Source organism: Dapis hubbardiae BLCC-M172, assembly GCF_050016015.1.
Classification (GTDB): domain Bacteria; phylum Cyanobacteriota; class Cyanobacteriia; order Cyanobacteriales; family Microcoleaceae; genus Trichodesmium.
In genome coordinates this window covers 5251-31595 of the sequence record NZ_JBNHEQ010000011.1, presented here as the reverse complement: position 1 = coordinate 31595, position 26345 = coordinate 5251, and the positions used below count along the sequence as shown (strand labels likewise).

Below are 26345 nucleotides of genomic sequence, written 5' to 3'. Positions count from 1 at the left end.
AAGTAGAAATTTCGATTCTGGTATCTGTCGGCGGGAGTCGAACCTTATCTATATAGTTGTGGCAGATGAAATATTTTGCTTACCTACTAATTTTTGTCGAGAAAATCTTCTCTGGTCTGAGATAAAATTCTGGCAGAAGTAGAAATTTCGATTCTGGTATCTGTCGGCGGGAGTCGAACCTTATCTATATAGTTGTGGCAGATGAAATATTTTGCTTACCTACTAATTTTTGCCGAGAAAATCTTCTCTGGTCTGAGATAAAATTCTGGCAGAAGTAGAAAATTTTTAGTCTATCTCTGGTTGAGGGAGTCGAACTTTATCTATATAGTTGTGGGAGATAAAATATTTTCCTTTTCAGCTAAATATTACCGACAAATCTTTCTCTGGTCTGAGAGAAAATTCTGGCAGAAGTAGAAATTTCGATTCTGATATCTGTCGGCGGGAGTCGAACCTTATCTATATATTTGTGGGAGATAGAATATTTTACTTACCTACTAATTTTTGCCGAGAAAATCTTCTCAGGACTAATTTATGAATCAAATTTTCAACTACCTAAAAAAATACCAACTTAAAAGAGATAGCAATTTCTTTACCTCCACTAACTTTTCTGATGTTGTGGAGAAAAAATTTGCCGAATTAATAAAAATAGCAAATCCAGAAACTCCAACCAAAGTATTAATATCAGAACCAAAACCAACAGAATTTATTGCCAGTTTTATTGCTGCTGTTGCTGCTGGTTGTCAAGTATTTTTATGTAACCCTAACTGGGGAAAACTAGAATGGGAACAAGTTTTAAAATTAGTACAACCAGACATAATTTTCGGAAATCTAGTTAACTATAAATTTCTAGGAGATAGTTTAGAGAAAACATCTAGGTTGCCTAGAGATAACTCCTCTAAAAAAACTCTGTCTAATAAACAAAATTTAATTATGATTCCTACTGGTGGTTCATCTGGAAAAATTAAATTTGCTATTCATACATGGGAAACTTTAATCTCATCGGTGACAGGTTTCCAAGAATATTTCCAAGTAGAACAAATTAATTCTTTTTGTGTTTTACCTCTATATCATGTCAGTGGTTTAATGCAGTTTATGCGCTCCTTTACTACTGGGGGAAATTTAATAATTTTGCCATCCTATAAAGAGATTTTTGACAAAACTGAATGGAATATTAATCCCAATGAAAAATTCATTTCCCTAGTTCCAACCCAGTTACAAAATTTGCTACAAAATGTAGACATAGCTAACTGGTTATCAAATTTTCAGACAGTGCTTTTAGGTGGTTCCGCAGCTTGGGAAGAATTATTTGATGCAGCAAGAAAATATCAGATTAAATTAGCTCCAACTTATGGAATGACAGAAACTGCTTCTCAAGTTGCGACTCTTAAACCAGAAGATTTTTTCGCAGGAAATAATAGTAATGGTCAAGTATTACCTCACGCTAAAATTATTGTTCAAAGTGAAAGTGGAGAAATATTAGGTCAGAATCAAATTGGTAATATTAATATTCAAGCTAATTCTTTGATGTTAGGGTATTATCCTAATATATTTAATAATTTTGAAAGTTTGGCAACGGATGATTTAGGATTTTTTGATAGTCAAGGTTATTTAAAAATAGTAGGTCGTAGCAGTCAAAAAATTATTACTGGTGGAGAAAATGTTTTTCCGGCAGAAGTGGAAGCTGCTATTTTAGCAACTGGTTTAGTTACTGATGTTTGTGTAATTGGTTTGCCTGATAAATATTGGGGTGAAGTTGTTACTGCTGTTTATTTTGGTAATAATTTTGAAGTTTCTAAGGAAAAGTTGTTGTCTGCTATTGATGGAAAGTTGAGCAAATTTAAACAACCTAAATATTGGGTGAGAGTGGAAAGTTTACCTCGTAATTCTCAAGGAAAAATTAATCGGGAATTGTTGAAGGAAATTGCTATTCAAAGAATTATAGCGCTACGCGCTAGGGAATAGGGAATAGGGAATAGGGAATAGTAAATTGTCAAAGGGTTTACGGTGCTGAAATGCTCCGCAAACAGGATTTAGAAATGTCCTAACCTCAATGTGTAGCCCTATAAAGATTAGGTTTAAATACTGTGAATTTCTCATAAGCATTCAGTCTTAAGTGTAGGGAAAGAGTAAGGATAATGGATAATTAGAGATAGTTGTCATTATCAATTATCCATTATTCACTCTATTCCTAGCATCTAAAAATTTTAATTGTTGATACAACATCTCAATTTTTGGTAACTTCACACCAGCTTCCCTCGCCATTCGTAAAGGGTTGCCAATAATACCTTCTATTTCTAAAGGTCGTCGTCTCTCATAGTCAATTTTCATGCTAGTTAAATAAGGTTGTAATTTGTCAGTATGGTCTAACATTTTTTGAATATGACTATCTGGAATTTGACGCTGACAACTTTTTGCACTCTCTAAAACTTCCTGCATTATTTCTGTTACTAAATTTCTCGTATTAGCATCTCCCATAATTTCGTCAGTTCGAGCATCTAAAATTACTGACAAGCTGTTATAAGGAATATTCCAAACTAATTTTTTCCATCTTTCTAGTAGTAAATCTTCAGTAAGATTAACCGGAACTCCTGCATTTTCAAAATCCTGATTAATCTCGCGCATTTTATTAGTAATTTCAGCAATTTGATAATTTATGGCATATCTTCCGATTCTAATGAAACCATAATCTATATGATGAATATAACCAAAACTTACTTTATTAGAAGCCAGATTACATACTCCTCCAATTACTCTATCTTCCCCAATAATTTTAGCAATTTCTGGTTCTGCACCTAAGCCATTTTGTAAGAGTAAGACAACAGTATTTTCTTTTAATAAGGGTGGGAGAAATTTTGCTAATAAATGATTTTGCGTTGTTTTTAATCCTATGAGAATTACATCACATTTTGGCATTTTATTAGTATGGTTATAGGCGTTAACTTGAGGGAGATTAAAATCGCCATCTTTTGATTTGATAATTAAGCCATTTTCCAGAACGTGCTGATAATCACTGTGTAGTAAAAAATGAACTTCTAATCCTGCTTTTTGTAGTTTTGCACCGTAAAAACCTCCTAGTGCGCCACTACCAATTATGGCATAAGTATTCTTTGACATTTAATTTAATTTGATATGAAATTCGACTGTAGCAATATGAAATGATTCGTGAAAAAAACTGTAGGGGTTTAGTCATATTAATTCCACTTTTACTTGGGTTTGGAGACTAAACCCCTACGATAAAATATTATAATCCATGGGCAGGTTGCTATATTTTTTATTTTATAGTTTTCAGCATTTAGCTATCAGGTCAAATCAAAACTATTGGTTGTAAAGGATTTAAATTTTATTAATATCCTCAAAGTTTTTTGTAGTGCTGTAGTTAATCAAAAAGAAATAAGAATGAAAATGGAAAGTATAGTGCTATGTGCAAGTCAAAAGTTAAAAGTAATCTCTAACTGAATTTGAGAATTTATAAATTTCCTAACCTATTTGCGTAGTGCTATACATCAATAAATTTTTTATTTGTGAAAGTCTTGTGCTATTTTTAAATAGATGAAAGTTGGCTAGGAAATTATTATGACTAATACATTTCAACCTCTAGAATGTGATACTGATATTTTGATGATTGGGAAAGATACTTTTACTGTTGAAAGGTTTAAGGAGTTGGTAGTAGAAAAAGTTAGAAAATCCTTCAATGAACTTCCTATATTGCATAAGGCAGACCGCCGGACTTTTAACCAAAACATATATGGTTATAGTATGTTTCAGAGATTGAATCAGATGAATAATATTAATATACTTGACAATTCATCAGTAAGACTTAATCTCAAAAATATACAGTTGATTTCTCCACCTGAAGGTATAGAATGTAAGATTCTAAAATTAGGTAATTCTGAGTGGCAAATAGGTAAAGTAAGAATTCATATTATGTTCAGAAATGCTTCAGATGTAGGAGTTGTTAAATTATAATTCTGTTATGACGAACCTCCACAACCAGAATCACTATTAGATGATATTCGACAAAGAGAAGATTATCAACAACTTTTGAATAATCAATAAACCTATACCGTTTCACGAAAGTTAAAAGTTAAAAGTAATCTCTAACTGAGTTAAAGCATTTATAAATTTCCTAACCTATTTGCTTAGTGCTATACATCAATAAATTTTTGATTAGTGAAAGTCTTGTGTTATTTTTAATATACATGAAAGTTGGCTCGGATATTATGACTAAATACATTTGAAACTCTAGAATGTGATACTGATATTTTGATGATTGGGAAGGATACTTTTACTGTTGAAAGGTTTAAGGAGTTGGTAGTGGGAAAAACTATAAATTATCTCAATTACCGTGCAAATAGTAATAGTAGTAATACATCTTATCATCTTTACCAAAGTAAAATGATAATAATAGACTCTGTGGTATTTGACCTTAAAAAAATTGAATTAATTTTTCCTCCTGAAGGCAGAGAATGTAAGATTTTAAAACTAGGTACTTCTGAATGGCAAGCAGGTAAAATTAGAATTCATCTTAATGCTAAGGCAAAGTTTGAACAGCACATCATGGAGTTCACAAGTAGAAGTCATTAAATTAGAATTCTGTTATGATGAAATCCCACAACCAGAATCACCATTAGATGAGATTCGACAAAGAGAAGATTATCAACAACTTTTGAATAATCAATAAACTTATGGCGTTTAAAGTTTTGTGTTATTTTTAACTAGATGAAAGTTGGCTCTAATATTATGACTAATACATTTGAACCTCTAGAATGTGATACTGATATTTTTTTAATGATTGGGAAGGATACTTTTACTGTTGAATGGTTTAAGGAGTTAGCACAAACAAGACTTAGAGATAGATTATGGCAGCGATATGTATATAAAGACGCAAATTGTTCTCAGCAAATTGCCTCTTGGCTTTTTGAACAAAGACTAGAAATTATTGAAAATGAATTAGGAATTACCTTCGGAAATGTTAAGTTGATTTTTCCTATAGAAGGTATTAACTGCAAGATCTTAAAACTTGGTTCTAAAACTAGGAAACCTGGTAAGCTGAGAATTCAAGTTATGCTCAAAAATGCTAGTATTCAAACTATGGAATTTGAATTTTGTTATGACGAACCTCCACAACCAGAATCTCCATTAGATGATATTCGAGAAAGAGAAGATTACCAACAACTTTTAAATAATCAATAATCTTATAACTCCTCTATTATTCACTCTGAAAACTCAAAAAAATTTTCTAATCTATCAATCAAATTATTAGAGGAATATAACTAACTTGACTAATATAAAATTCTGGTCTGTTATGACTTTATCTATTCAAATTTTTCAATAATAGTCTTTTTACTATCCGCTTTAATATTTCTCCTAAAGCAAATCCTCCCGTCAATTCTACTTTCTTAGAATTGATATCTATAGCAGTATGAAATGATTCGTAAAAAAAACTGTAGAGGTTTAGTCTTCCAGACCGAAGCCAAAATCTTGGACACCAACCCTGACGATAAAATAAGTTCCTTGAATATTCTGAATAAAGGTAGAAATAACAGCAGCAAGTCAAAACAGAATTACAGCTACAATTACCCGAAAAATCAGATATTTCTTGTCAAATGCTGTAACTAAACCAACTACAAAAACCATTTGCTATCTAAACTTTTGCATTCTGTGAAGCTCCAAAAAATTCAGAGGGTTTTGCTCTTGCATTTCCCAAAAAATGATGATACCATTAAACTATTGGTAGTTACTCGCCTATACGCATGATTTTTTATTCAACCATGTTTGATCAATGATAGAACTCCGTTCCGCTTTGCTAACCATAAGAAACGTGCTTGCTCAGGTTGTAGAAACTAAAATAAATGTCAAAGATAGCAAATAGGTTCTATACAGGAAAAAGATTCAAAAATACTCCCCCTTATTCCTTCTTCCCTCTTCCTTCTGCCTTAAACTATGAACTTTCAAAACTCAATAACCATCGCCTCATTTCATCAGATAAATTTTGCCGACTTCTACTTTTAGGATAAATACAAACGTGCTTCGTATTAGCTCTCGCCACCCACTTTTCTCCCACCTCCTTTAAAAAGACTTGATAATAAATTTCAAACTCATCATCCCCCCAACTTTTAGGCATTAATTCAATAGTTAACTCATCCCCACAAAACATCGGACTACGAAAATCAACATCAGCATGAATAATTGGAATAGCAATTTCTGGATTACTAAAAAAAACCTTTAAATTAATGCCAAATGCTGCCAAAGATGCCTCATAAGCTTCATGGCAAATTGCTAAAACATTAGCAAAATAAACCACACCAGCAGCATCAGTATCCTGAAAATGAAGTATTCTTGTATAGTAAAAAGACATTAATAAAAATCAATCGAATAGTGAGGATAAAAAATATAGCGAATTTAATTTCAATTATACTAATTCCCATGCCTTCATGCTATACTCGGATAAAACTTTAGTTATTAAGTAATTAAACTAAGGTAATTAATTTTTTGTTAGAAAAGAGTAAATTTAGCATTAATTATTATTGTTTGTACGGACGCCCTGATGCAACGTCTCTACCTCTTTGTACGGACGCCCTGATGCAACGTCCCTACTTCAATCAAATGTAGAAAAGTTTTTGAGAAATAGTATTAGTTAGCGGGCAGGATGCCCGCACTAAATAAATTTGAACATTAATATTTCAACTTACCAGTTTCAGTAATAGCTACTGATACTCAATAAGGTTCAGATAAGACTAAAACTCACAAGGAATAGAAGAATCAGAGAATATCTTCAGATTACAGAAATACCAGAAAAAATCCCTCAATTAACTACAATTATCTATAGACTAATCTACCTTCCTTGTTCCTTATTCATTATTCAAAAAATTCTTAACTGAACTGTATTGACTGAATAACTGATAACTGAATTGCGCAGTTAGGATCATAGGAGGCTAAATGAATTGCGCAGTTACGACCATAGGAGGCTAACTGAAATTACCCCTTATTTTTAATCATCATTACATCAATAATCTTAGTAGCAACTGCTTCGGAAATTTCCAAAGTATTATACAATTCATTCAAAAGTTGTTCTTCCTCTTCAGCAAGGTCGCCATCTACTAAAACCAAATCTGTACTAACAGCAAAAACTGTTTCTCTTAACTCTTTAGGAAGTTTAACAACTGCAGCATCAAACAAAGGCTTAATTTCTTTATTCTTAATCATACCTAAGAGACGATCTAACATTTCTCTCTTGCTTTCTTCTGAATAATTACTAAACAGTTCCATCCGAGAGAAAATATTACTAATACCTTGTTTTTCACTCTCAGTAATAATACCATCAGCAGCTACAGAAATTAAAGCTATCGCTGCAAAAGCTTCAGCCGGTTCTAATTTAATATCAGTAGCTTGTATTGTTGTTGTTCCTTGATCAAAAAGACCCATTTTAGTTACCTCATTAGTATTTTTTTTACTGTTACTAGGTTCCGATTTTTAGGGAACCTTAAGTGTTAAGTTTTAGGAAATAGGTTATACATCTTAGGTTATAGATGAGAAAATTTTACTTAACACCTAATACCTATAAAATTGAGTTAAAAATTCCATCATTATTCGATAGAATCTAAAACTTATCACCTGCCACCTATCACCTTTTTGAATACTTCTCAAAAACTACTAAATCAGCTTTGAGAAAATCAACAAATTGTCGTGCCGTTCGCCCAGAACGACCATTATTTTTAGTCGCCCATTGTAAAGCTTGATAGTCTAAATCTTCAGGATTTAGATTGATTTTTTCTTGCTTTGCTAGATGTCTAACAATTGTTAAATAAGTATCTTGGTTAGCAGGTTCAAAAGTTAAAGTTAAACCAAAGCGATCACTAAAAGAAAGCTTTTCTTGAACTGTATCCCAATTATGAACTTCATCACTATCTTTTGGGCGAGGGCGATCGTTAAAGAATTCTCTTATTAAATGCCTTCTATTTGATGTAGCATATACTACCACATTTCCTGGTCTAGCAGTTAAATTACCTTCTAAAACGACTTTGAGAGCCTTAAAAGTATCATCATCTTCTTCAAAGGAAAGGTCATCGACAAAGATAATAAATTTTTGTGGAACATTGCGTAATTTTTCGAGAATCAATGGTAAATCTTTTAAATCTGATTTAGCCACTTGAACTAAACGAAGATTACGTTGACTATACTCATTTAATAAAGCTTTTACTAAGGAAGATTTACCCGAACCACGACTACCATAAAGTAGTATATTAAGTGCTGGATATCCTGCTAGGAGAAATTCTGTATTTTTGATTAAGGTATCTCGTTGGAATTCATATCCTACTAATTCTTTTAATTGTACTGGATCGGGATTAGTAATAGTTATTAGTTGACCTTTATGCCATTCAAAGGCAATTGATTGAGCGAATAAATCTGTGCCAAAATTACTATAGTGAGTGGCTAAGGTCTCAATAGCATCTTCCCAATTTTCTAAATTTCTTAACTTTTCATAGATAGGTTCTTTTTTTTCTGATTGTAGTTCCCAAGCAATAGGAATTTTTTCTAATTTAGCTATTATTTTTACCCACTGACTAATTGTTTTACTACTACACTGATAAAGATTTTGTAAAATTTGCAAATCATGTTTTGCTGCTGCGATTAAATTAGGAGAGAGACTGGTCAAGTTTTTTTGTTGAACTTGTTTACTAAAGGGATTATCATCCTGAAGAATCTGATAAATTAGATATTCTTGCCAAGAAATATTTTGACTAGCAATACTTCTAAACCAGTTACTATAAGCTCGAATACATTCTATTTTACTCCCATCATTTTTAGATAAAGATTCTAATAATTGGATAAAAGCTTCACCCACTGTTTTTTTGAGAACAGAATGATATAACAACAGAGATGCTATTTGCTGTTGCAAGTTTTGAATCTGGGCGATAACTTGGGCATCTAAACAAGACATAATTGATTAAATATTTAATAGACTAATTAGAGATTGAATGTATCAAGAAATATCAAAAGGGAACAGGTAACAGGGAACAAGAAAGAAGAAATCAAGAAAACTATTTTTCACTTAAAAATATAGGAATATATGTACCTTTACACCTCTGGTATTTACCAGATTTTAATCTTTTGAGGTCTTACCTCTTTTAGATTTTAGTCACTCTAAATATCTCTTAATACTTGTTTTACAAACAGTCTCTTAATCACATAATCACAGGCTATTTTTTTATACTAAATTTTTTTGAGTAAATAAATATGTAACTTATAGAGATAATTTTACTATTTATCGTTATAAACTACTGTTTTTTTACATTGACTTAAGGTATGCCTGAGAATAGGGAGATATCTCCAAAATTGTTGTAGTAATCCTAAAGCTGGTTGTGTCAAAAATTTATTGGAATTAGAGACCAAAGAATAGGAGTAATAATTTTAGACTTTTTATCTAATCTGTAACCAGTCAGCTAGTCTCTTACCGAATAATTTAATTAATAATTATTAATTAAATTATTCAGCTTTATTAGCATCCCCTTATCAAGGGAAAAAAAGTGCTAGGTTATTTCCTTATATTCAATCAAGAACCGTTTTAAGCAGAGGTAATTATCCATTAATGAAAGAGGAACTGTCTTATATAAAATCCGGTTATAAACTATATATTTATATCTATACTTAACTTCCCACATTCCCCAGACTTCCCATCCCCTTTACTGCCCAAACTATATAATAAGTATTCAACCGGATTTGATATTATTAGCTTGAGTGTCACCGACATCAAAATTCTCAATTATTGAACTGTTACCAGAGCCAGTATTCCCTCAAACCTAGAATTTTCTACCTTACCACTCTGGAAATTGCTATATATTCAAGCAATATTAAGTTTTAATAAATTGGCTAGCTATTGCCACAAATAAGCTGTATAAATTATTTTTAGTTTTGATAATTTAATGGGAATTTAATAATAATGAGTATAAATATAGCTATAATAGCAGCCCTTGCCTATGGTATCTTAGCCATTGTTGGAGGGATTATTGGATATACAAAAGTAGGCAGCAAAATATCCTTAATATCTGGTAGTATCAGCGGTTTGCTGCTAATTATTAGTGGAATTATTCAGCTAATAGGAATAAATTGGGGTTTAATATTTTCTATAGTTATTACAACTATTCTAGTAATTACATTTATTATCCGTTTAGTTAAAACCCGTAAAATGATGCCTGCGGGGTTAATGATTTTAACTGGTATTGCTGCTGTAGGTGTTATGGTGTATCAAATTAGTCTGAATAATTCAGCCACAATTTAAAAAGAAACAGGGAATATGGAAGAGGGAAAAAAGTAGAAACTTGCTCAATAGACAATAAGTTTTCTAGTTGAAAAAATTCCCTCCTACCCCTTGCTTGAAACAAATTTTTAACATATTAAAGAATCAGAATTTACTTGTGGCATTATCGGATTAATCAATCCATTAGCCGTACCAAAAAGATTAATTAGATTCTTACCATCAGTAATTAAAACACTCTGAAAACCAAACCCCTCCAACAACCTCGCCTGCATTTCTGGGCTAACTTGAGCGATCGCCCGAATTGTCTCAGCCCCCAAAGCATTGCTATATCATATATCAATTATCCATTATTAATTATTAATTCTTATCATCGTTCTTAAATTATATCAAAATCATTCCTGATTGCTATATCAATTATTCATTATCAATTAATAATTAATAATTATTAATCACTATCGTTGCCAAAGTTTAATAGTTCGGTCTTTACTACCACTAGCAATACTATTACCATCAGGACTAAAACTAACTGTATAAATTTCATCTGTATGTCCGATCAAAGTATTCAGTAATTCTCCTGTTTCTAAATTCCATATATTAATACTATTATCCTTACTACCACTAGCAATATACCGACCATCTCGACTAATATCAACCGAGACAACTTCAGCAGTATGACCAGAGAGAGTTTTGATTAACTTTCCTGTTTTTAAATCCCAAATTTTCACCGTAGTATCATAACTACCACTAACTATTTTTTCCCCATCAGGACTAATCTTAACAGACCTAATAACTCCTTGATGTCCAGTTAATGTATTAATTAATTCTCCCGTATCTAAATCTTCAATTTTGATAGTTTGGTCTGCACTACCACTAACCAATATTTTGCCATCAGAGCTAATAGCAATAGAATAAACTACATCTGAATGATCAGGGAAATTAAAAATTAAGAAACCCGTTTTTAAATCCCAAACTTTAACAGTTTTATCTCCACTAGAACTAGCAATTTTTTCATTATCAGGACTCATAGAAACTGACCAAATAGGTGCTCGATGTTCAAAAACCCGAAAAGGTTCTCCTGTTGCCAAATTCCAGACAATTATTCTCCAATCATAAGTACCTGCAACTAATTGAGTAGCATCACTATTAAAAGCAACAGACCAAATTGGAGAATTATCTCCAGGAAATGTATTAATAACTTTTCCTGTAGGTATTTCTAAAATTTTTACTGCTGTCTCTCTACTACCAGTAGCTAGCATTTTTCCATCTGGACTAAATGCAACAGTACCTACCGCAGCCGAATATTGAGATAAATCTTCTACTTGATAATTCTGCCAATTTTTACCTTGTTTACATTTTTGTAAAATATCCTGAGCTTCAGCAAAAATATTAGATTTTTCACTAATTAGAGTTGTTTTACTGATGCAATTTTCATAATTTCGCTCTGCATATAAATTTCTAAATAAATTTAATTGTGCTGCTTCTTTTTGTTTTTTTTCTAAAGCTTGCTGTTGCAGCATTTGATTATAATTTTGAAATTTAATATATCTATCAATAGCAAATATTACTGCAATAATAATAGCGATAAATCCTACAATTAACCACCAGTTAATAGAGAATTTTTGAAATTTATCAAGCAATATTTCTTTAAATTTTATAAGTAGAGATTTAGGCACTACTCTGTCTTCTATTAACTCTATATCCTCTTGAGTAAGTCCTAAAATTTGTTGTAGACGTTCTAACTCTTCACGAGTTTCATTACTAAAGGGATATTCTTGTTTAATTGCAGCTCGTAATGTTTGTTCGTATCTTTCTCCTTGCTCCTGATATTTACGGTAAGGATTTAATATTTCATCCTCAATTATTTCCGTTTCTTCTTTTGATAGTTCTAAACTTTCTCGTACTTCATCTAAAATTTCTCTCCCCACAATAGAAATATCTCCTCGATAGCTAGCCCGACGAACAACCTCTTGCCGATAAATTTGCCTCTTATCTATAGTTGGATTTCGTTTATTATTAATTTCTTTTAAATCCGCTATAACTTCTGCTACTGACTGATAACGTTCGCGATAATCATAGCGCACCATCTTATCTAAAATATCTGGTAGAGCTGTAGAACAATTTATTAGGTGTCGCCAAAATATTTCTCTTTTATTGCCATTTTCCTGATTTTTTAGTTTAGATAATTCACTACTAGGTAATCCTGTAATTGCCTGAATTCCCATCATTCCTACAGCATAAATGTCACTATTTAATTGTGGGTTATATTCAAATTGTTCAATTGGCATATATTCCATAGTACCAATCCTTGCTGTTTTATTTTGTTGAGCAATATTAATTTCTTTAACAGCTCCAAAATCAATTAAAACTAATTTATGGTCTGATTTTCTTCTAATTAAATTAGCGGGTTTAATATCTCGATGAATCACATTATTTTTATGCACAAATTCTAAAATTTCTAATACTTCTATGAGAATTCTACTTATTTGGATTTCAGATAGGGCTTTACCTGGCAATATTTCATTATCTAGAGACTGACCAGGAATAAAAGATTGAACTAAATAAAATTCTTGATTTTCTTCAAAGTAAGCAAGGAGTTTAGGAATTTGATTGTGTTGAGATAGCTTTTCTAATATTTTTGCTTCTTGTTGAAATCTACGGCGAATAATTTCGAGAAATCTTTGATCATAAGTATTTGGCTGTAAATGCTTAACAAAACATTGTGCTTCTCCAGGACGACGAATATCTTGGGCAAGATAAGTATGGCCAAATTCTCCTGATTCAATAATTTTAACAATTTTATAGCGTCCATCTAAAATATTTTCAATCATCATACTAGAGCCTTTTTTTAAATAGATTAAACCTTGCTCTTAAAGGCAAGGTTTTAATTAAGTAGTTGGGCGTAAATAAATTGACAACCTTAAGTTAGGTATGAGGTATGAGATTTGAGGATGAACTGTTCCCTGTTCCCGTATCTCTCCCAATTTTCTAATTAATTTTAGCAACCTATCTTATGGCATAAAACAATTTACTCACCTTTGACATCTAAGATTATTAAAATAGCAAAAAAATCAAGATGAAAAAAATCAGTAGTGTTTCTACAGAAAAGTTAAAATTTAAAAGTCAAAAGTATTAGATTGGTAAGGCTGTGAGTATTTTGTCAGTGGTAGATTATTTTAGCCAAGCTACAGTATATATATTTTAAAAATTATTTTCTCAAATAAAATAGTTTTAAGCCTTAATATTGCTTTATGAATATCCAAAAAGTGAAATTGTTAAAGTGTCTTGAATTAATCATTACTGGATGAAAGGTTTTAGGTAAGTATTGAGTAGTCAGTTATTAGCTATTAGCTTAAATATTTGATATTTATTAAAGGTATTAGGTAGTAGGTTTTAGGGAAAATAGTAATAATACCATTTCTCAAAAACTTTTCTGCATTTGATTGAAGTAGGGGAGTGGAGGAAGGTAGGGACGTTGCATAAGGGCGTCCGTACAAAAAAGAATAATTAATGCAAAAGATTGCTCAAACTAACAAAAAAGTAATTAAACTAAGGTAATTAATTAAGAACTGAAGTGTTATTCAAGTATAGCTTTAATGCATGAGAATTGGTATAAAATATTCATTTCAGCAATTAATAATGTTCATGAGACGAGGTGCGGTTTGCGCAGCATTCCGTAGGAATACAATACAATTAATAATTAATAATTACCCCTTCTAAATAATTAACAATTAACAATGTTCATGTGACGAGGTAACGTTTGCGCAGCATTCCGCAGGAATACAATTAATAATTATCACGGTGCTTAGGAGCAATATATCAACTATGTTCCTAGCCAGACCCTCTGAAATTATTAATTACAAGGGGAGGCTTTAAGGCATGAATTGTTGAATGAATAATGAATTGACTATCAACTCCTAATTATTAATTATTAACTATTAATTATTCATTATTCGGTAAGTATTTCCTGCGTAATGTTGCGCAAATATATGTCAGATTTTAACTTGCATCCTGGGTCATAAATGCAAACTTCAGCACTTATTATAATTACTAAGTATTATCTTGAAATTAGAAATTATTATTGATATATTTTAGATAATATTTACTATAAATAAAAGCTAATCAGTTAATATACAGCCCTTCCCATTATTATGAGGTACAAAATTTTAGGTTTGAGGGAAGAGATAACAGCGAACGGGAAATAGGGATAGAAAAGAAAGAAAAAAAACTGTACCTAATAACTTTGGGAATTGCTATATGTACCTCATAACTTCGGAAACTGTTGTAAGTGTTCTTATCTCAATTATCAAAAACTTTGCTATACTTATATTTGATATTTATAAATATTATTTATTGACGTGATATAAGTTTTTATTTGTTATTTTGATGGTTATTTTGGCATTTTCCAAGTGTAGCATTACTTTTGATAAATGCTATTAAACAAATCCTTACTTAATTATCAAAAAACTGTTTTGCTTACCCACAATTTCGTTTTTTCCATTCCGGAATACTCCGCAAATATGTTGCTTAGTCAAACGCTGCGTGACATGAATGCGTAGCATAGTAAAAATCAAGTAAAAATAATCTCAATCAAGAAAATTTCCTGATTTAAACACGGAAAGTTAGAAGTCTAAGAAACAGTTTATTAAATTAGAGTTAAATTCTGATTTAGGGTGGGTTTTGGTTATTGCCGATATGAAAATGCCGGAATATAAACTCTTTCTCATCCTATAAAAAAGCTGTCCGCTGTCATCCACCGGGATTGACTATTCTGACTGTCTTAATATTTGTTTGATTAACAGTCTCTAACAATAACCCTTAATAATTAATTCCGGGGAATTTGTTACTCCAGAACATAAATTTATTCTGGTAAAAAATGTAATATGGAAGTCTAAATAATCATTTAGGCCACCAAAAACAAAAGCCAAATTTCAGTAGTGCTATCATAGATAGAAAGATCGCTAAAATCAGGTATAGGGAGTTAAGTGGATGAGTCACGAAATAATAGCAATCAACAGACCTGTTAGACCAAAACAGTCAATTGAACCTAATTCTGCTAAGGAGACGCTGCGCGAAAAAACTGAGTCCAAACTAGAAAAACCTACTCCAGTAAAAAGCACCTCATTAAGAAGAGAAAGTACAAATCAACCGAATAAACCACAAAGACCTAGAAAACCAGGTAAACCAAAGTTAAAAGAATCTATTCAACAAGCGACTAATGCTAACGGAAAAGTTTTTAGTTCGGGAGATAAAATTTTAGTATCAGCACCGTGGAGTAGTGAGGTAGAAGCTGAAATTACAGGTTTTTATAAAAGTCCTGAAGGTTCAATTTGGGCAATTTTTCTGCCCCAAAAATCTCTACCTAACTGGAAATGGGAAAAAGGTTGCATCCGGGCAGAATTATTAAAAAAACCATAATTAAGCTAATATAGTAAGATGAAATTCAGGACCCTCGGCATCTACAAATCACAAGAAATATTTGCTAATTATTGTTGATTTTTTTCAATATATAATACAGCGCTTCCCGTTGTTATGAGGTACAAAATTTTAGTTTTGAGGGAACAGGGAATACGAAATAGGGAATTAGGGAATAGAAAAGAATAAAAACAACTTTACCTCATAGCTTCGGAAACTGCTGTAATTGGGAGGGCAGTCATTTCAGTTAACAGTAACTCCGGTTTTATGAGGAGGATTGAAATACTGAAGTTGATTTTTTTCATCCCCTATTCAAGCGGAGACTTGAGACTTTATTTATTAGATGAAATTTAACTGGAATTAGACTGAGTTATACCTCCCAAAAAAATATCAAATTAACCAATTTATCAAAGTGGTGAAAGTGCTAGTTTTGCTGAAGTTAATTCTTGATAAAATTGGAAAACAAAATTTTCTTGTTGCTTAGTTTCGATTGTATATTGTCGGGTTTCTCTAACTGTAGCGATCGCCTCAACTGCTGAATAACCTAAAGTTACTAAACAACAAGCGGCAACTGTTCCGGTACGTCCTAATCCAGCTTTACAATGAATTACTACTGTTTGTCCTTCTGTTACTACTTTCAGAATATTATTAATCAGATTAATAAAGTCATCTATTGAGGTAGGAATACTTCGATCTTTAATGGGAAATCTTATACTTTTTATTCCTTGTGCTTCTGCTACTTTTCCCAGGTTAGAAATTTGTATTTCTTCTAATTCATGTTCTTCTAGAAGTGTTATTAATATATCTGTCTCATAGTCTAAACGTAGTCGTAATAAGTCTTTATTCAAATCTCGATCCCAATCTAAGTGCATCCCAAAATTTTTCTTACCTGGAGCCAAGGTTATACCAATTGTACCCTTTAATTTTACTACTTCTGGTGTTAAGAAATCGACATTAATGGGGTCATTGTCAGAATTTTTGAGTTGTTTAATCATCTCTACATTAGCTACAAATAAGGATACTATTAATATTTATGCCTTTGTTTTAGCAGAGGAATTTTGAATAGTCAATATATATATGGGAATATATTTCAGGCGATCGCTCCCCAGGTTGAGATTTACCGAAAAATTAAGGTTTAAAGCCTCTCCTTTCTAAGGAGAAAAAAATTCATCTGAAGTAATTCTCTTCTTTTTAAGAAGAGGTAATTATTAATTGTTAATTGTTAATCATTGAAATAACTTACAAATAATTTATAGATAACTTCAATTTTTATTATTCATAATTTTGATATGGGAGTCATATTTGAGTTTTGGAGAAAATATCCTGAAAAAAAGAGAGAGCTAACAAAAATAAAATTTTGAGACTGTTTATCTATTTTGGAATTTTTTACTATAGTTAAAATTAAAATTTTAAATCTGATAAATTTTACAAGTCATATAATTTTTTAAACCAGTTAATAAATATTTGAGCTTGGGGATGTTTGGGATTTAAAATTTCTTCCTTAACAGCATTATGTAATTGGCGACCCGGAGGATTTTGCCAAGCTAACCATGTATGAATATTCGCTTTATAAATATGATTTCCTATAAATGGCGCACCTAAATTTTTAGCTTCTATAACAGTTGTTTTTGCATAGTTCCAAATAGGTTCATTTTCGTCAGGAATCATATAAGTCAAAAAAGTTTCTAACATTCCACAAGTTTTGTTATCTGGCATCATCCAAACTCCAAACTTAACACCAGAATTAGTGTTATGAATTAAACCTGTTTCTGGTAAATTTTTAGGAAAATCACCAATACTTGAACAAGCATTTCTAATACTTTGCCATGTATCTTTTGGCTTATCATCTGCATCAACTATTAAACCTAATGCAGAAAGTCCAGATTCTTGTAATTCGGTAGAAATTCCATCTTTATCTAGTAGTTCTGTTTTTGAACCACATACCTCAATAAAGACAATAGCTTCTTCTTGACTTTCACCCCAACGAACACCATTAGCTTCTATCAAATATGGAATAACTCTTTTATCCTCAGCACCCTCCACCAAAAGTTTATTTTTAGGAGGTAATTTTCTTCCTTTTCTTACCATTACTACCGCACCTCTATTTCACGTTTTGCAGCAATAACAATTTGAGGTTCAGTAAAAACTACAGAGCTATTTTTATCAGTTTCTATTCTGTGAATTGTAATTTCTTCACCTTCTAAATCTTCACTTTTAATCACATCCGCCAGACTACTCCAACAGTCACTATTATGAGTAGTAGCAAATACTTGAACATCTAATTTTTTCGCGGTTTTCCAAATAAGTTTCCACATATCAGACATTGTAGAAAAATGTAAACCAGTATCAATTTCATCCACAAGTAATACTCCACCTTGAGCAGAAACAAGAGCGATCGCTAATGCTAAAATTCGCCATATCCCTTCTCCCATACTACCAATAGGTATAGGTTTTTCTTGGTCAGAAACTTTTACTATAAATCCACTTCTTCCTCTAACAATTCTAATATTAGAACCGTATTTTTCAGGACCTATTGAAGCAATACGTTCAATTTTAGGTTCAATAATTTGTAATGCTTCTAGGGTCAATATTTCCTCTGGTGTTAAAACAATTTCATCAAATAATTGAGTTATCTCATCAATATCCAAAGATAAAGGTGTAATAAATTGAGATTTTATAACTGCCTTTGTAGTTATTCTAGATGACCTTGGAATACGAATGTCTATACCTCCATCAGGTGATAATCTGCGTCTTATACTAACTTCTTCTTTTTTCCAATCAAGGTCAAAAAAAATATCTTCTAATTGATATAGTTCAACACTAATTTCTTCTGAATTATCAAATTCAGAACTAAATCCTTCTGAAGAATCTAATAAATTTTTTTGTTCATACAATTCATTCGGTGAATCTACTTGTATTGAACCAACTAAACTTTCCTGATATTTATCATTAGTTCCTACTAGAGAAAATTCGCTTCCTAATGAAATTTCACGCCCATAAAAAAGGTGACGAATATCTAACTGTCTAGAGCCTTCCTTTAATAAAAATTCACCTCGATAAGACATTATTTTATGCAATGTTTCTGGTTGATACACAGAATATAAAAGTTGAATTGCCTCTAAAATAGAGGTTTTCCCACTATTATTCATTCCCACCAACAAATTCACTCTGCTAAGTTGTTGAAGTTCAAAAGATTGGAAGCAACGAAAATTATTTATAGTTAACGATTTCAACATAATTTATTTCCTGTGGATATCTATTTAAAAATACAAAAATTAATTTTAATATAGAATCCAGTTTAACAATAGAATCTGGTTTAACAGTCGTCATTACGAAAAACTTTGGCACAGAATGTACAATGAATTTTGCATAAACACTTATCAGAACAAATTTGTCAATGAGTATAATTATCTAAGCACCAACACCTGTTCAAAATTAGTTTTTTTGAGATTTATTCATCCGTAGAAAAGGTATAAATTTTTGCACCCTATATTAACCAAAAATAGAAGGTTGTAGCTTTTTATAGGGAAAATTTCTTATTTTTAAACACAAAATTAGCACAATAAGCTATGTATCCATATGATACCAAATCGCTGAAATAACGCAAGTACGTGAAATATTTTGTAACAATTAGCCGAAATCAGAGATTTTTTGATAAGCATAAAAAATAATAATAGTTGATTATATTTTTTTTACTTATACTTTTGCGGTCTTGCAGGAAACTGTTTTTTAATTTTGGTCATAGAAGAAGGCGATCGCAACTTCTGTAGGAAAGTGAAGATTTTAAATAGGGTTTGCTGAATAATTAGGGTTTGCTGAATAAGTCTTATGAGTAAGGGTAGGAGACAGGAGACAGGAGGAATGGGTATGGGAGCGAGAAGGCAGGAGGAAGAATTATCCCTTGATTTTTCAGCCAATAGTCAACCCAAAATCCTAAGCCGTCCAAGATCATGGCTTTCATTACTTGCCCTGGGGTTAGAGTTTCTTTAATTTTTATTCCCACTATATTTATTCACTTCTTCTACCAATTCCCGGAACATCTACTATTCCTAAATGGTCTATATCTAAGATAGATAGAGCTTATGAGCGACTCTTTCTAATGTTTCTTTTTCTTTATTTGATTTTTATTCCCACTATTTTATTCACTTCTTCTACCAATTTCCGGAACATCTACTATTCCTAAATGGTCTATATCTAGGATAGATAGAACTTATGAGCGACTCTTTCATACTGTTTCTTTTTCTTGATCTGACGCTTATTTTTATACAAATAAATAGCCTAAAATCATTACTAGATAATCGTTTCACGTTTTATGATTAACAAAATTCATAATTATGAATTTTGCTTCAATATCTGCGGAATGTGGGTTTTATTAATGCAACTTGCCTATTTTCCAGACCCTGTACTCCTCACCTTCCCCACACTCCCCACCCTCTCCTACATACAAGCTATTGTAAAAAACCTACCTCTGTGAAGAAGAAATACTCCCCGACTCCCCGACTCCCCGACTCCCCGACTCCCTCACTTCCTCAGCCTCCGCAAATCTAAAGTCAACGGATACTCCGAACTCAAACGCAACGACGACAACTCAACTTCCCCAGAAGAATGCCCCATCCCCATAAACCGCTCCACCATCCGCGACTCCGCCTCCCGATGATTCACCGGAAACTGCTGATAAACCTTCCCATTGGGAGGACTCACATAATAACTACATCCACCAATACTTCGCCCTACCGCACTATCCACAATTTCAAACACCAACGGACTATGACATTCGATCGCCGGATGTAACAAACTTCCATACTTCCGCGCTCTATACCTTACCCCCCCTACATACTCACCTGTCACACCCGTAGAGTGCAAAGGTACCTGACGACCATTACACAAAACTAAATACCGCGAACCCAAACTATCCTGATTCGGTGAATCTCCTATCGCACCCCGCAACATTACCTGTAACCTTTCCATCGAATCATCGACATAACGCGCTGTTCCTCCACCAGTCGTTTCCTCTCCCAAAACGTGCCAAGGTTCAATTGCATAACGTAACTCCAATTCCAACCCTTCCCGCATTATTTCCCCAACTATAGGAAAACGAAATTCAAAAAACGGCGCAAACCAGTCAAATTCAAATCCAAAACCTGCCGACTGTAAATCTCCAATTACCTTTTGTAAATCCTCACCTATATAATGAGGCAGAAAAAAGCGGTCGTGCAACATAGTACCCCACCGAATCAAATCTCTCTGATAAGGTTTTTCCCAAAACCACGCGACCAAACTCCGAATTAACAACATTTGTAATAAACTCATTCTAGGATGGGGAGGCATGGCAAACCCACGAAATTCCAATAACCCAAACCGACGGCGCAGATTTTCCACTGGAAATAATTTATCAATACAAAATTCGGTGCGGTGAGTATTTCCCGTGACATCTACTAATAAATTTCTCAACAAACGGTCTATTAATTCTGGCGGAACTTCCTTTCTCGGTTGTAACTCCTGAAAGGCAATTTCCAAGTCATACAAACTTTCATGTCGCGCCTCATCTATTCGGGGTGCCTGACTTGTCGGACCGACAAATAAACCAGAAAATAAATAAGATAAACTGGGATGGTGTTGCCAATATGTAATTAGACTCCGCAATAAATCTGGTCGTCTTAATAGAGGACTTTCCCAGACATTTTTTCCACCAATAGTAATATGTGCCCCTCCACCTGTACTTATCGGGCGACCATCTAACTGATATTTCTCAGTTCCCAACCGACACAAACGCGCCTCTTCATATAAATTTGTCGTAATCTCCAGCAACTCATCCCAATTTTCTGCCGGATGAATATTTACTTCTATCACGCCTGGGTCTGGGGTAATTTGAAATCCATCTATTCCTGCATTGCCAGGAGGAGTGTAACCTTCAACTATTACAGGAATTTTTAGTTCCTTTGCCGTATTTTCAATCGCTGCAATTAAATCCAAATAACTTCTAGCAGAAGTCATAGGTGGAATAAAAATATGTACTTTTCCCTGTCGCGCTTCTGTAGATAATGCCACCCGAATCGAATTTTCAGGAGCTTCGAAAAATGTTGCACTTGGAGTTGTAGGAGGATAGTTAATATCAACCGTTGCTTCAGGTTCCAAATTTTCTGCCCAAGAAATTGAACTAAGTGGCAAACGAAACCCCAACGGTGAGTTGCCAGGAAGCAAATATAATTTACCTTCTGGTAATTGCCAATAACAACTACTCCAATGCAGATTTTCATTTTTCAACACTGACAAAATAGGTAAAACATAACCCCCAGGAGTTTCAGTTTCCCCCTCATAAGCAGGAATAATGCAACTTGACTTAATCCCCAACTGTTGCGCAATAGTTTCTATGAAAATTTTCGCTTCCTTCCTAGTATGACCATAATTCTTGTTATCCTCTGCAATAAAAGAGCGATCGCCCCAAATAGGAAGCCCATCTTTACGCCAATAACATCCTAATGCCCACCTTGGCAAAGCTTCACCCGGATACCATTTACCCAAACCATAATGTAATAATCCCCCATTCTTAGCAAATCTTTTTTCCAGACGGTCTAACAATTCTCCTGCAAGTCGGCGTTTTTCATCTCCCAAAGCTTCTACTCGCCATTGGGAAGATTCAAAATCATCAATAGAAATAAAGGTAGGTTCTCCTCCCATCGTTAACCCTAAACCCAAACGTCTTAGTTTTGCCTCAACTTCCCGACCGAGGTTATCAATTTTTTGCCATTCCTCTTCACTGTAAGGTTTAGTAGGTCTAGGTTTTTCTTGATAACGAGAAACCTTGACCGAAAATTCTAAGTTAGACCCGCAGGGTTCAGTTGTACCTTTAACTGGATTTGCTGAAGTAGGTTCTGGAGTACAGACCAAGGGGATATGACCTTCTGCTGCCAAGAAACCAGAAGTGGGGTCTAGACCTATCCAACCCGCTCCCGGCAAATAAACTTCGGCCCAAGCGTGTAAGTCTCCATGGTCCGATTCTGGAGTAGGGGAATTGTCAAGGGGTGGAATATCTTCTTTAAGTTGAATTAAATATCCAGAAACAAATCGAGCTGCTAAACCATAATGACGCAAAATTTGTACTAATAACCAAGCTGTATCTCGACAGGAACCAATTTTTTTATTGAGAGTTTCTTCGCAATTTTGAATTCCTGGTTCTAGTCTTATTTCATAATTAATATCTTGGGAAAGTTGTTGATTAATAGAATTGATAAAATTAGTAGTATAGCTGTCTTTTTGTCTATTTTTATTGATCCATTCCTGTAGTAAATCTCCAGATTCGGTGATTTCTAAAAAGGGAGTTAGTTGTTTATTTGACGAATTTTCATAATCAAAAGGATATTTCTCTGCATAACTTTCCAGGAGAAAATCAAAAGGATTTATTGGTTGAAGTTCAGCAATTATATCAACTTCTATTTTGAGTTTATCTGTTTTCTGAAGAAAGTTAATTTTGCTAATAAAATTACCGTAAAGGTCTTGTTGCCAAGTAATTTGATGTTCTTGAGGTTCAACTTTTAATGAATACCTTTGAATTGGAGTACGGCAATGAGGAGAAGGACGCAATCCTAACTGATGAGGTCCGAGAATAATAGAGCGGTCAAAATTGTAAATAAGTTGATGATTGAGACTGACTTTTATTGACATTATTAATTTTAGTGTGAAAGAGCAAGTAGGTAATTTTTGAGACTTTTTTTATCCTAGAGATAGTCTTATTTAAAGCGATGTATAGAGAAACACAAAAATAAAAATTAGATAGTTATGGTTAATAATTGTACTAAATTTTAGATATTTAATAATTCTTTATTTACGAGTAGGGTGACAGATAATAGATGGCTTTAATTTGATGAATAATACCAAATAAAAAAAAGGCTGTTACATCTTAATTTGTGATTTATTCCTACAAGAAAATAATTATAAATCCAATATTTTCTAAAAATAAAACCTTTTTTCCTCTTTAAATCCCACCTTTAAGGGGGGTATTATGTTTTTATTTGCCTGTTGCCTGTTGCCTATTTCGTAGCTGTAACAATATTTTTGGAAAATGGTATAAAGGGTTAATTTTATGTTGATTTTGATTAAATTTAAGTCTAAGAGCTTTGGCAAAAGGTCTAATCAGATTAGCCTAAATTAAATCAAACAATTATTCTATCAAGTTTCGGCGTAGAAGTAAGATTTTTTGGTGTATTATTTATATTTTGATAGACAGGGTATTGTACTATAAATAGGAAAATATAGTTGACTGGAATTTATGATAATTTCTAATTGTGAGAGAAAGATTTCCCCCAAAATCTTGATGAATGAAATAACTCAAAATTGACGACTTTGATTTAGGCTGAGTAGTGAAGAGATTGGTTATTTATTAATGCAATTGTATAGATAAATAACTACTACTCTAATTACTTTCATGGAAGGAAATTATGAAATCTGCTAAATTTTCTGATGCTGCTACAGATAGTATAATAAGGTTAGCTGCTCTGGCTGCTGTTGTAGATGGTGAAGCTAGTGATAAAGAAAAAAATTTAATTGTTGAAGAAGCGTCTCACCTGCTCAGAACTTCCCATGACAACGTAAGATTAGTTCTTGACATCTGGCTCAACAAATATCAAAATGACGGTGCTGGAAACAGTCCTGCAATAGCCCTTAATTTTGCTATGACTGAATTGCAGGCTTTAAATCCCTCTGAAAAGCATTTAGCTTTTCACATTTGCCAAGAAGTAATTAACATAGAGAAAACAGTAATAAAGTCTGAACTGCCCTTTATGTTACAATTACATAAACTAATATATTCTTAATTATTACAATCATTCATTTACAACTTTTCAACTAACAACTAATTAATATTATTATCCCTCCCAAATTAACATGATTGTGGGGGCTTTTTTTTGGGTATAAAACTTCACATTATACGATTTTTCTTAATTGCTGATAGACAGAATAGTTCAATTACATCAGAAATTATGTATATTCTGAATGACATATAATTTTACTACAAATAGGAAAATTTAGTTGACCATAATTTAGGATAATTTTTAATTATCAGAGAGAGATTTTCTGCAAAATATTGATACATGAAATAACTTAAAATTGACGAATATTGTTAGATTTAGTGGGGGATGTTTTTGATAATTCACGTTTGAAGATGAAATAATTTTCTCACCTGGTTTATTAGTAGAGTTTATGTTGGGTTGCGCTAGGGTTTAACCTAATCTACAGTCTACCATCTAAGAAATAATTAATCTCAAAGGTTGTCTAAATGTCAGATAATACTTTATTTAATCCGCCTGCTTTTTCACTAGCCCCAATCACAATCAAATAATCATTTTCATTGAACTTATATTCAGAGGGAGGATTAGAAATTACATTTCCTTCTTCTCCTCTTTGAATTGCAATTATAATCGTTTGATATGTTTGTTTCATCCGTACAAAAACATCAATAAAACTCAACCCTACCTCTGATTTAGGTAGTTGAACTTTATAAAGTTGACTTCCATATTCATAACTTAAGATATCAGAAATAGCTTCACTAATGCCATGATTAATAGCTGCTTTAGAGATTAACCGACTACTTAATTGACTTGTGACAATAATTTCATCTGCATTAGCTCGTCTACAAGTAGGCACATAGGATTTATCGACTAACTCAACAATCGTATAAGAACTTCTATTAATACTTTCAACTGTTAGAGTTGCTAAAATTACTTTTGCATCTCAATTTTTGTAATCTAACTTATCATCTCCTAAAATAATAACAGTCTTTGCTTCTTTTAAGTTAGCTCGATTTAAAGTATCATCTGAAACTTGACCTCTCACAAAAAATAAATGTCGATCTTCTAGAGGTTTGTGTTCAATATCGGCAATTAAAACAATAGGTTTTTCCTGAATTTTTGGGTCAATTCGTAATTCTTTAATAATCGTTTCGGCGCGGTAATTCCATTCACAAATAATAATATGGTTCTCAAATTGATAAGAGTTCATACCTAAATCATCCTTAATTTTTTTATCGATTAAAATACTAGCTAACGTAGCACTAAAAACACCAAGAATTGCAATCCCAATAATCATATCAATTATTGTAATTAGGCGACCTATTGTTGTAACTGGAGTAATATCACCATAACCGACTGTGGTTAGAGTGACAATTGTCCACCATAGACTATCAATTAAAGAAATATTAGGTTCTACTAGATAAATTCCGACTGTACTCAAGCTAACAATAGCGACAATCAGAGTAACTAAACGAATAAAGTTTTCTTTCTCTAAAAAAATCCATATTCTTTGAAGTTTCAGATACAGCTGAAAAAGCCATAACTTGAGTTTATTTTTAGATTTTTTTTTACTTTTCATACTTTGTTTATTGTTCATAGTATTAAATATTCTGGTGGGGAATATTTTTTTAGGTTGGGTTTAGCTGACTCAACCCAACAGATATAGCACTAGAATTTTTGCTGAGAAAATCTTCTCCAGGGATGTTTTTAATAATTCAGTTAGCAGATGAAAAAATTTTCTCACCTGCTTTATTAGTACAGTTTATGTGGAGTTACCCCTGACTTGCTAACCGACAATTTTCCTTCTTTCCCCACAGATTAAATATTCTGGTGGTAGATATTTTTTTAGGTTGGGTTTAGCTGACTCAACCCAACAGATATAGCACTAGAAT

At 32.5% G+C, this 26345-nt stretch carries 18 protein-coding genes and 2 pseudogenes; 7 read left to right on the top strand and 13 right to left on the bottom strand.

Translation table 11 applies throughout. From position 1 onward, the window contains the following. Positions 1 to 531 precede the first annotated feature (531 nt). Positions 532 to 1962 (top strand): 2-succinylbenzoate--CoA ligase, encoded by a 1431-nt coding sequence (locus ACP6PK_RS01055; RefSeq protein ID WP_426557006.1) that lies wholly within the window; start codon positions 532 to 534, stop codon positions 1960 to 1962. Positions 1963 to 2166: 204 nt separating this feature from the next. Here ACP6PK_RS01055 and ACP6PK_RS01050 read toward each other — a convergent pair whose 3' ends face one another. Then, positions 2167 to 3114: a putative 2-dehydropantoate 2-reductase gene (locus tag ACP6PK_RS01050; RefSeq protein ID WP_426557004.1), complete on the bottom strand. Its 948-nt coding sequence runs from the start codon at positions 3112 to 3114 to the stop codon at positions 2167 to 2169. A gap of 459 nt (positions 3115 to 3573) precedes the next feature. Here ACP6PK_RS01050 and ACP6PK_RS01045 point away from each other — a divergent pair, with 459 nt between their 5' ends. The 3 genes and pseudogenes from ACP6PK_RS01045 (at position 3574) to ACP6PK_RS01035 (ending at position 5193) form a co-directional block, all read left to right on the top strand. Continuing rightward, complete coding sequence (locus ACP6PK_RS01045; protein WP_426557002.1) at positions 3574 to 3966, top strand: KGK domain-containing protein; 393 nt, start codon at positions 3574 to 3576, stop codon at positions 3964 to 3966. Between the two features lie 273 nt (positions 3967 to 4239). After that, positions 4240 to 4584 (top strand): annotated as a pseudogene (locus ACP6PK_RS01040) (KGK domain-containing protein); the annotation flags it as partial. 156 nt (positions 4585 to 4740) lie between these two features. After that, a complete protein-coding gene (locus ACP6PK_RS01035; RefSeq protein ID WP_426557000.1) occupies positions 4741 to 5193 on the top strand; it encodes a KGK domain-containing protein in 453 nt (150 codons plus the stop codon). A gap of 748 nt (positions 5194 to 5941) precedes the next feature. On the opposite strand, the gene ACP6PK_RS01030 is transcribed toward ACP6PK_RS01035, so the two are convergent. From ACP6PK_RS01030 to ACP6PK_RS01020, 3 genes are all read right to left on the bottom strand, one after another. After that, positions 5942 to 6358, bottom strand: a complete 417-nt coding sequence (locus ACP6PK_RS01030; protein ID WP_426556998.1) for an acyl-CoA thioesterase — start codon at positions 6356 to 6358, stop codon at positions 5942 to 5944. A 620-nt stretch (positions 6359 to 6978) separates the two neighbouring features. Continuing rightward, positions 6979 to 7425 carry a tellurite resistance TerB family protein gene (locus tag ACP6PK_RS01025; RefSeq protein WP_094672419.1) on the bottom strand — a complete coding sequence of 149 codons (447 nt, stop codon included), beginning with the start codon at positions 7423 to 7425 and terminating at the stop codon, positions 6979 to 6981. 199 nt (positions 7426 to 7624) lie between these two features. Continuing rightward, positions 7625 to 8941: an ATP-binding protein gene (locus tag ACP6PK_RS01020; protein ID WP_426556996.1), complete on the bottom strand. Its 1317-nt coding sequence runs from the start codon at positions 8939 to 8941 to the stop codon at positions 7625 to 7627. A gap of 1005 nt (positions 8942 to 9946) precedes the next feature. Between ACP6PK_RS01020 and ACP6PK_RS01015 the strand changes: the two genes are divergently transcribed. Beyond that, a complete protein-coding gene (locus ACP6PK_RS01015) occupies positions 9947 to 10279 on the top strand; it encodes a TMEM14 family protein (protein WP_426557027.1) in 333 nt (110 codons plus the stop codon). A 107-nt stretch (positions 10280 to 10386) separates the two neighbouring features. On the opposite strand, the gene ACP6PK_RS01010 is transcribed toward ACP6PK_RS01015, so the two are convergent. Both ACP6PK_RS01010 and ACP6PK_RS01005 read right to left on the bottom strand, forming a co-directional pair. Then, the gene (locus tag ACP6PK_RS01010; protein WP_426556994.1) at positions 10387 to 10575 is read right to left on the bottom strand and encodes a hypothetical protein; all 189 of its coding nucleotides are present in this window, start codon (positions 10573 to 10575) and stop codon (positions 10387 to 10389) included. Positions 10576 to 10710: 135 nt separating this feature from the next. Further along, entirely contained in the window at positions 10711 to 13089 is a 2379-nt protein-coding gene (locus ACP6PK_RS01005; RefSeq protein WP_426556992.1) for a protein kinase domain-containing protein, read from the bottom strand. Between the two features lie 2155 nt (positions 13090 to 15244). Here ACP6PK_RS01005 and ACP6PK_RS01000 point away from each other — a divergent pair. Next, positions 15245 to 15673, top strand: coding sequence for a hypothetical protein (locus ACP6PK_RS01000; RefSeq protein ID WP_426556990.1), 429 nt, complete (start codon positions 15245 to 15247; stop codon positions 15671 to 15673). A gap of 404 nt (positions 15674 to 16077) precedes the next feature. Here ACP6PK_RS01000 and ACP6PK_RS00995 read toward each other — a convergent pair whose 3' ends face one another. From ACP6PK_RS00995 to ACP6PK_RS00975, 5 genes and pseudogenes are all read right to left on the bottom strand, one after another. Further along, positions 16078 to 16665: a cyclin-dependent kinase inhibitor 3 family protein gene (locus ACP6PK_RS00995; protein WP_426556988.1), complete on the bottom strand. Its 588-nt coding sequence runs from the start codon at positions 16663 to 16665 to the stop codon at positions 16078 to 16080. A 430-nt stretch (positions 16666 to 17095) separates the two neighbouring features. Further along, positions 17096 to 17758 carry a DUF3226 domain-containing protein gene (locus tag ACP6PK_RS00990; protein ID WP_426556986.1) on the bottom strand — a complete coding sequence of 221 codons (663 nt, stop codon included), beginning with the start codon at positions 17756 to 17758 and terminating at the stop codon, positions 17096 to 17098. 2 nt (positions 17759 to 17760) lie between these two features. Then, positions 17761 to 18906 (bottom strand): AAA family ATPase, encoded by a 1146-nt coding sequence (locus ACP6PK_RS00985; RefSeq protein WP_426556984.1) that lies wholly within the window; start codon positions 18904 to 18906, stop codon positions 17761 to 17763. Between the two features lie 692 nt (positions 18907 to 19598). Continuing rightward, positions 19599 to 19741, bottom strand: a pseudogene (locus tag ACP6PK_RS00980) (DUF4277 domain-containing protein); the annotation flags it as partial. Between the two features lie 450 nt (positions 19742 to 20191). Then, positions 20192 to 23332, bottom strand: coding sequence for a transglutaminase family protein (locus tag ACP6PK_RS00975; RefSeq protein WP_426556981.1), 3141 nt, complete (start codon positions 23330 to 23332; stop codon positions 20192 to 20194). Between the two features lie 773 nt (positions 23333 to 24105). On the opposite strand from ACP6PK_RS00975, the gene ACP6PK_RS00970 reads away from it, so the two are divergent. Then, positions 24106 to 24480 (top strand): hypothetical protein, encoded by a 375-nt coding sequence (locus ACP6PK_RS00970; protein WP_426556979.1) that lies wholly within the window; start codon positions 24106 to 24108, stop codon positions 24478 to 24480. Between the two features lie 457 nt (positions 24481 to 24937). Here the strand turns inward: ACP6PK_RS00970 and ACP6PK_RS00965 are convergent, their stop codons facing one another. Both ACP6PK_RS00965 and ACP6PK_RS00960 read right to left on the bottom strand, forming a co-directional pair. After that, complete coding sequence (locus tag ACP6PK_RS00965; protein WP_426556977.1) at positions 24938 to 25309, bottom strand: CASTOR/POLLUX-related putative ion channel; 372 nt, start codon at positions 25307 to 25309, stop codon at positions 24938 to 24940. A gap of 87 nt (positions 25310 to 25396) precedes the next feature. Next, complete coding sequence (locus tag ACP6PK_RS00960) at positions 25397 to 26050, bottom strand: potassium channel family protein (protein WP_426556975.1); 654 nt, start codon at positions 26048 to 26050, stop codon at positions 25397 to 25399. Positions 26051 to 26345: the final 295 nt, after the last annotated feature.

Bases quoted from the DNA above. Each gene is read 5' to 3' on its own strand.
- ACP6PK_RS01055 (WP_426557006.1), top strand. From the start codon at position 532: ATGAATCAAATTTTCAACTACCTAAAAAAATACCAACTTAAAAGAGAT.
- ACP6PK_RS01050 (WP_426557004.1), bottom strand. From the start codon at position 3,114: ATGTCAAAGAATACTTATGCCATAATTGGTAGTGGCGCACTAGGAGGT.
- ACP6PK_RS01045 (WP_426557002.1), top strand. From the start codon at position 3,574: ATGACTAATACATTTCAACCTCTAGAATGTGATACTGATATTTTGATG.
- ACP6PK_RS01035 (WP_426557000.1), top strand. From the start codon at position 4,741: ATGACTAATACATTTGAACCTCTAGAATGTGATACTGATATTTTTTTA.
- ACP6PK_RS01030 (WP_426556998.1), bottom strand. From the start codon at position 6,358: ATGTCTTTTTACTATACAAGAATACTTCATTTTCAGGATACTGATGCT.
- ACP6PK_RS01025 (WP_094672419.1), bottom strand. From the start codon at position 7,425: ATGGGTCTTTTTGATCAAGGAACAACAACAATACAAGCTACTGATATT.
- ACP6PK_RS01020 (WP_426556996.1), bottom strand. From the start codon at position 8,941: ATGTCTTGTTTAGATGCCCAAGTTATCGCCCAGATTCAAAACTTGCAA.
- ACP6PK_RS01005 (WP_426556992.1), bottom strand. From the start codon at position 13,089: ATGATGATTGAAAATATTTTAGATGGACGCTATAAAATTGTTAAAATT.
- ACP6PK_RS01000 (WP_426556990.1), top strand. From the start codon at position 15,245: ATGAGTCACGAAATAATAGCAATCAACAGACCTGTTAGACCAAAACAG.
- ACP6PK_RS00995 (WP_426556988.1), bottom strand. From the start codon at position 16,665: ATGATTAAACAACTCAAAAATTCTGACAATGACCCCATTAATGTCGAT.
- ACP6PK_RS00990 (WP_426556986.1), bottom strand. From the start codon at position 17,758: ATGGTAAGAAAAGGAAGAAAATTACCTCCTAAAAATAAACTTTTGGTG.
- ACP6PK_RS00985 (WP_426556984.1), bottom strand. From the start codon at position 18,906: ATGTTGAAATCGTTAACTATAAATAATTTTCGTTGCTTCCAATCTTTT.
- ACP6PK_RS00975 (WP_426556981.1), bottom strand. From the start codon at position 23,332: ATGTCAATAAAAGTCAGTCTCAATCATCAACTTATTTACAATTTTGAC.
- ACP6PK_RS00970 (WP_426556979.1), top strand. From the start codon at position 24,106: ATGAAATCTGCTAAATTTTCTGATGCTGCTACAGATAGTATAATAAGG.
- ACP6PK_RS00960 (WP_426556975.1), bottom strand. From the start codon at position 26,050: ATGAACAATAAACAAAGTATGAAAAGTAAAAAAAAATCTAAAAATAAA.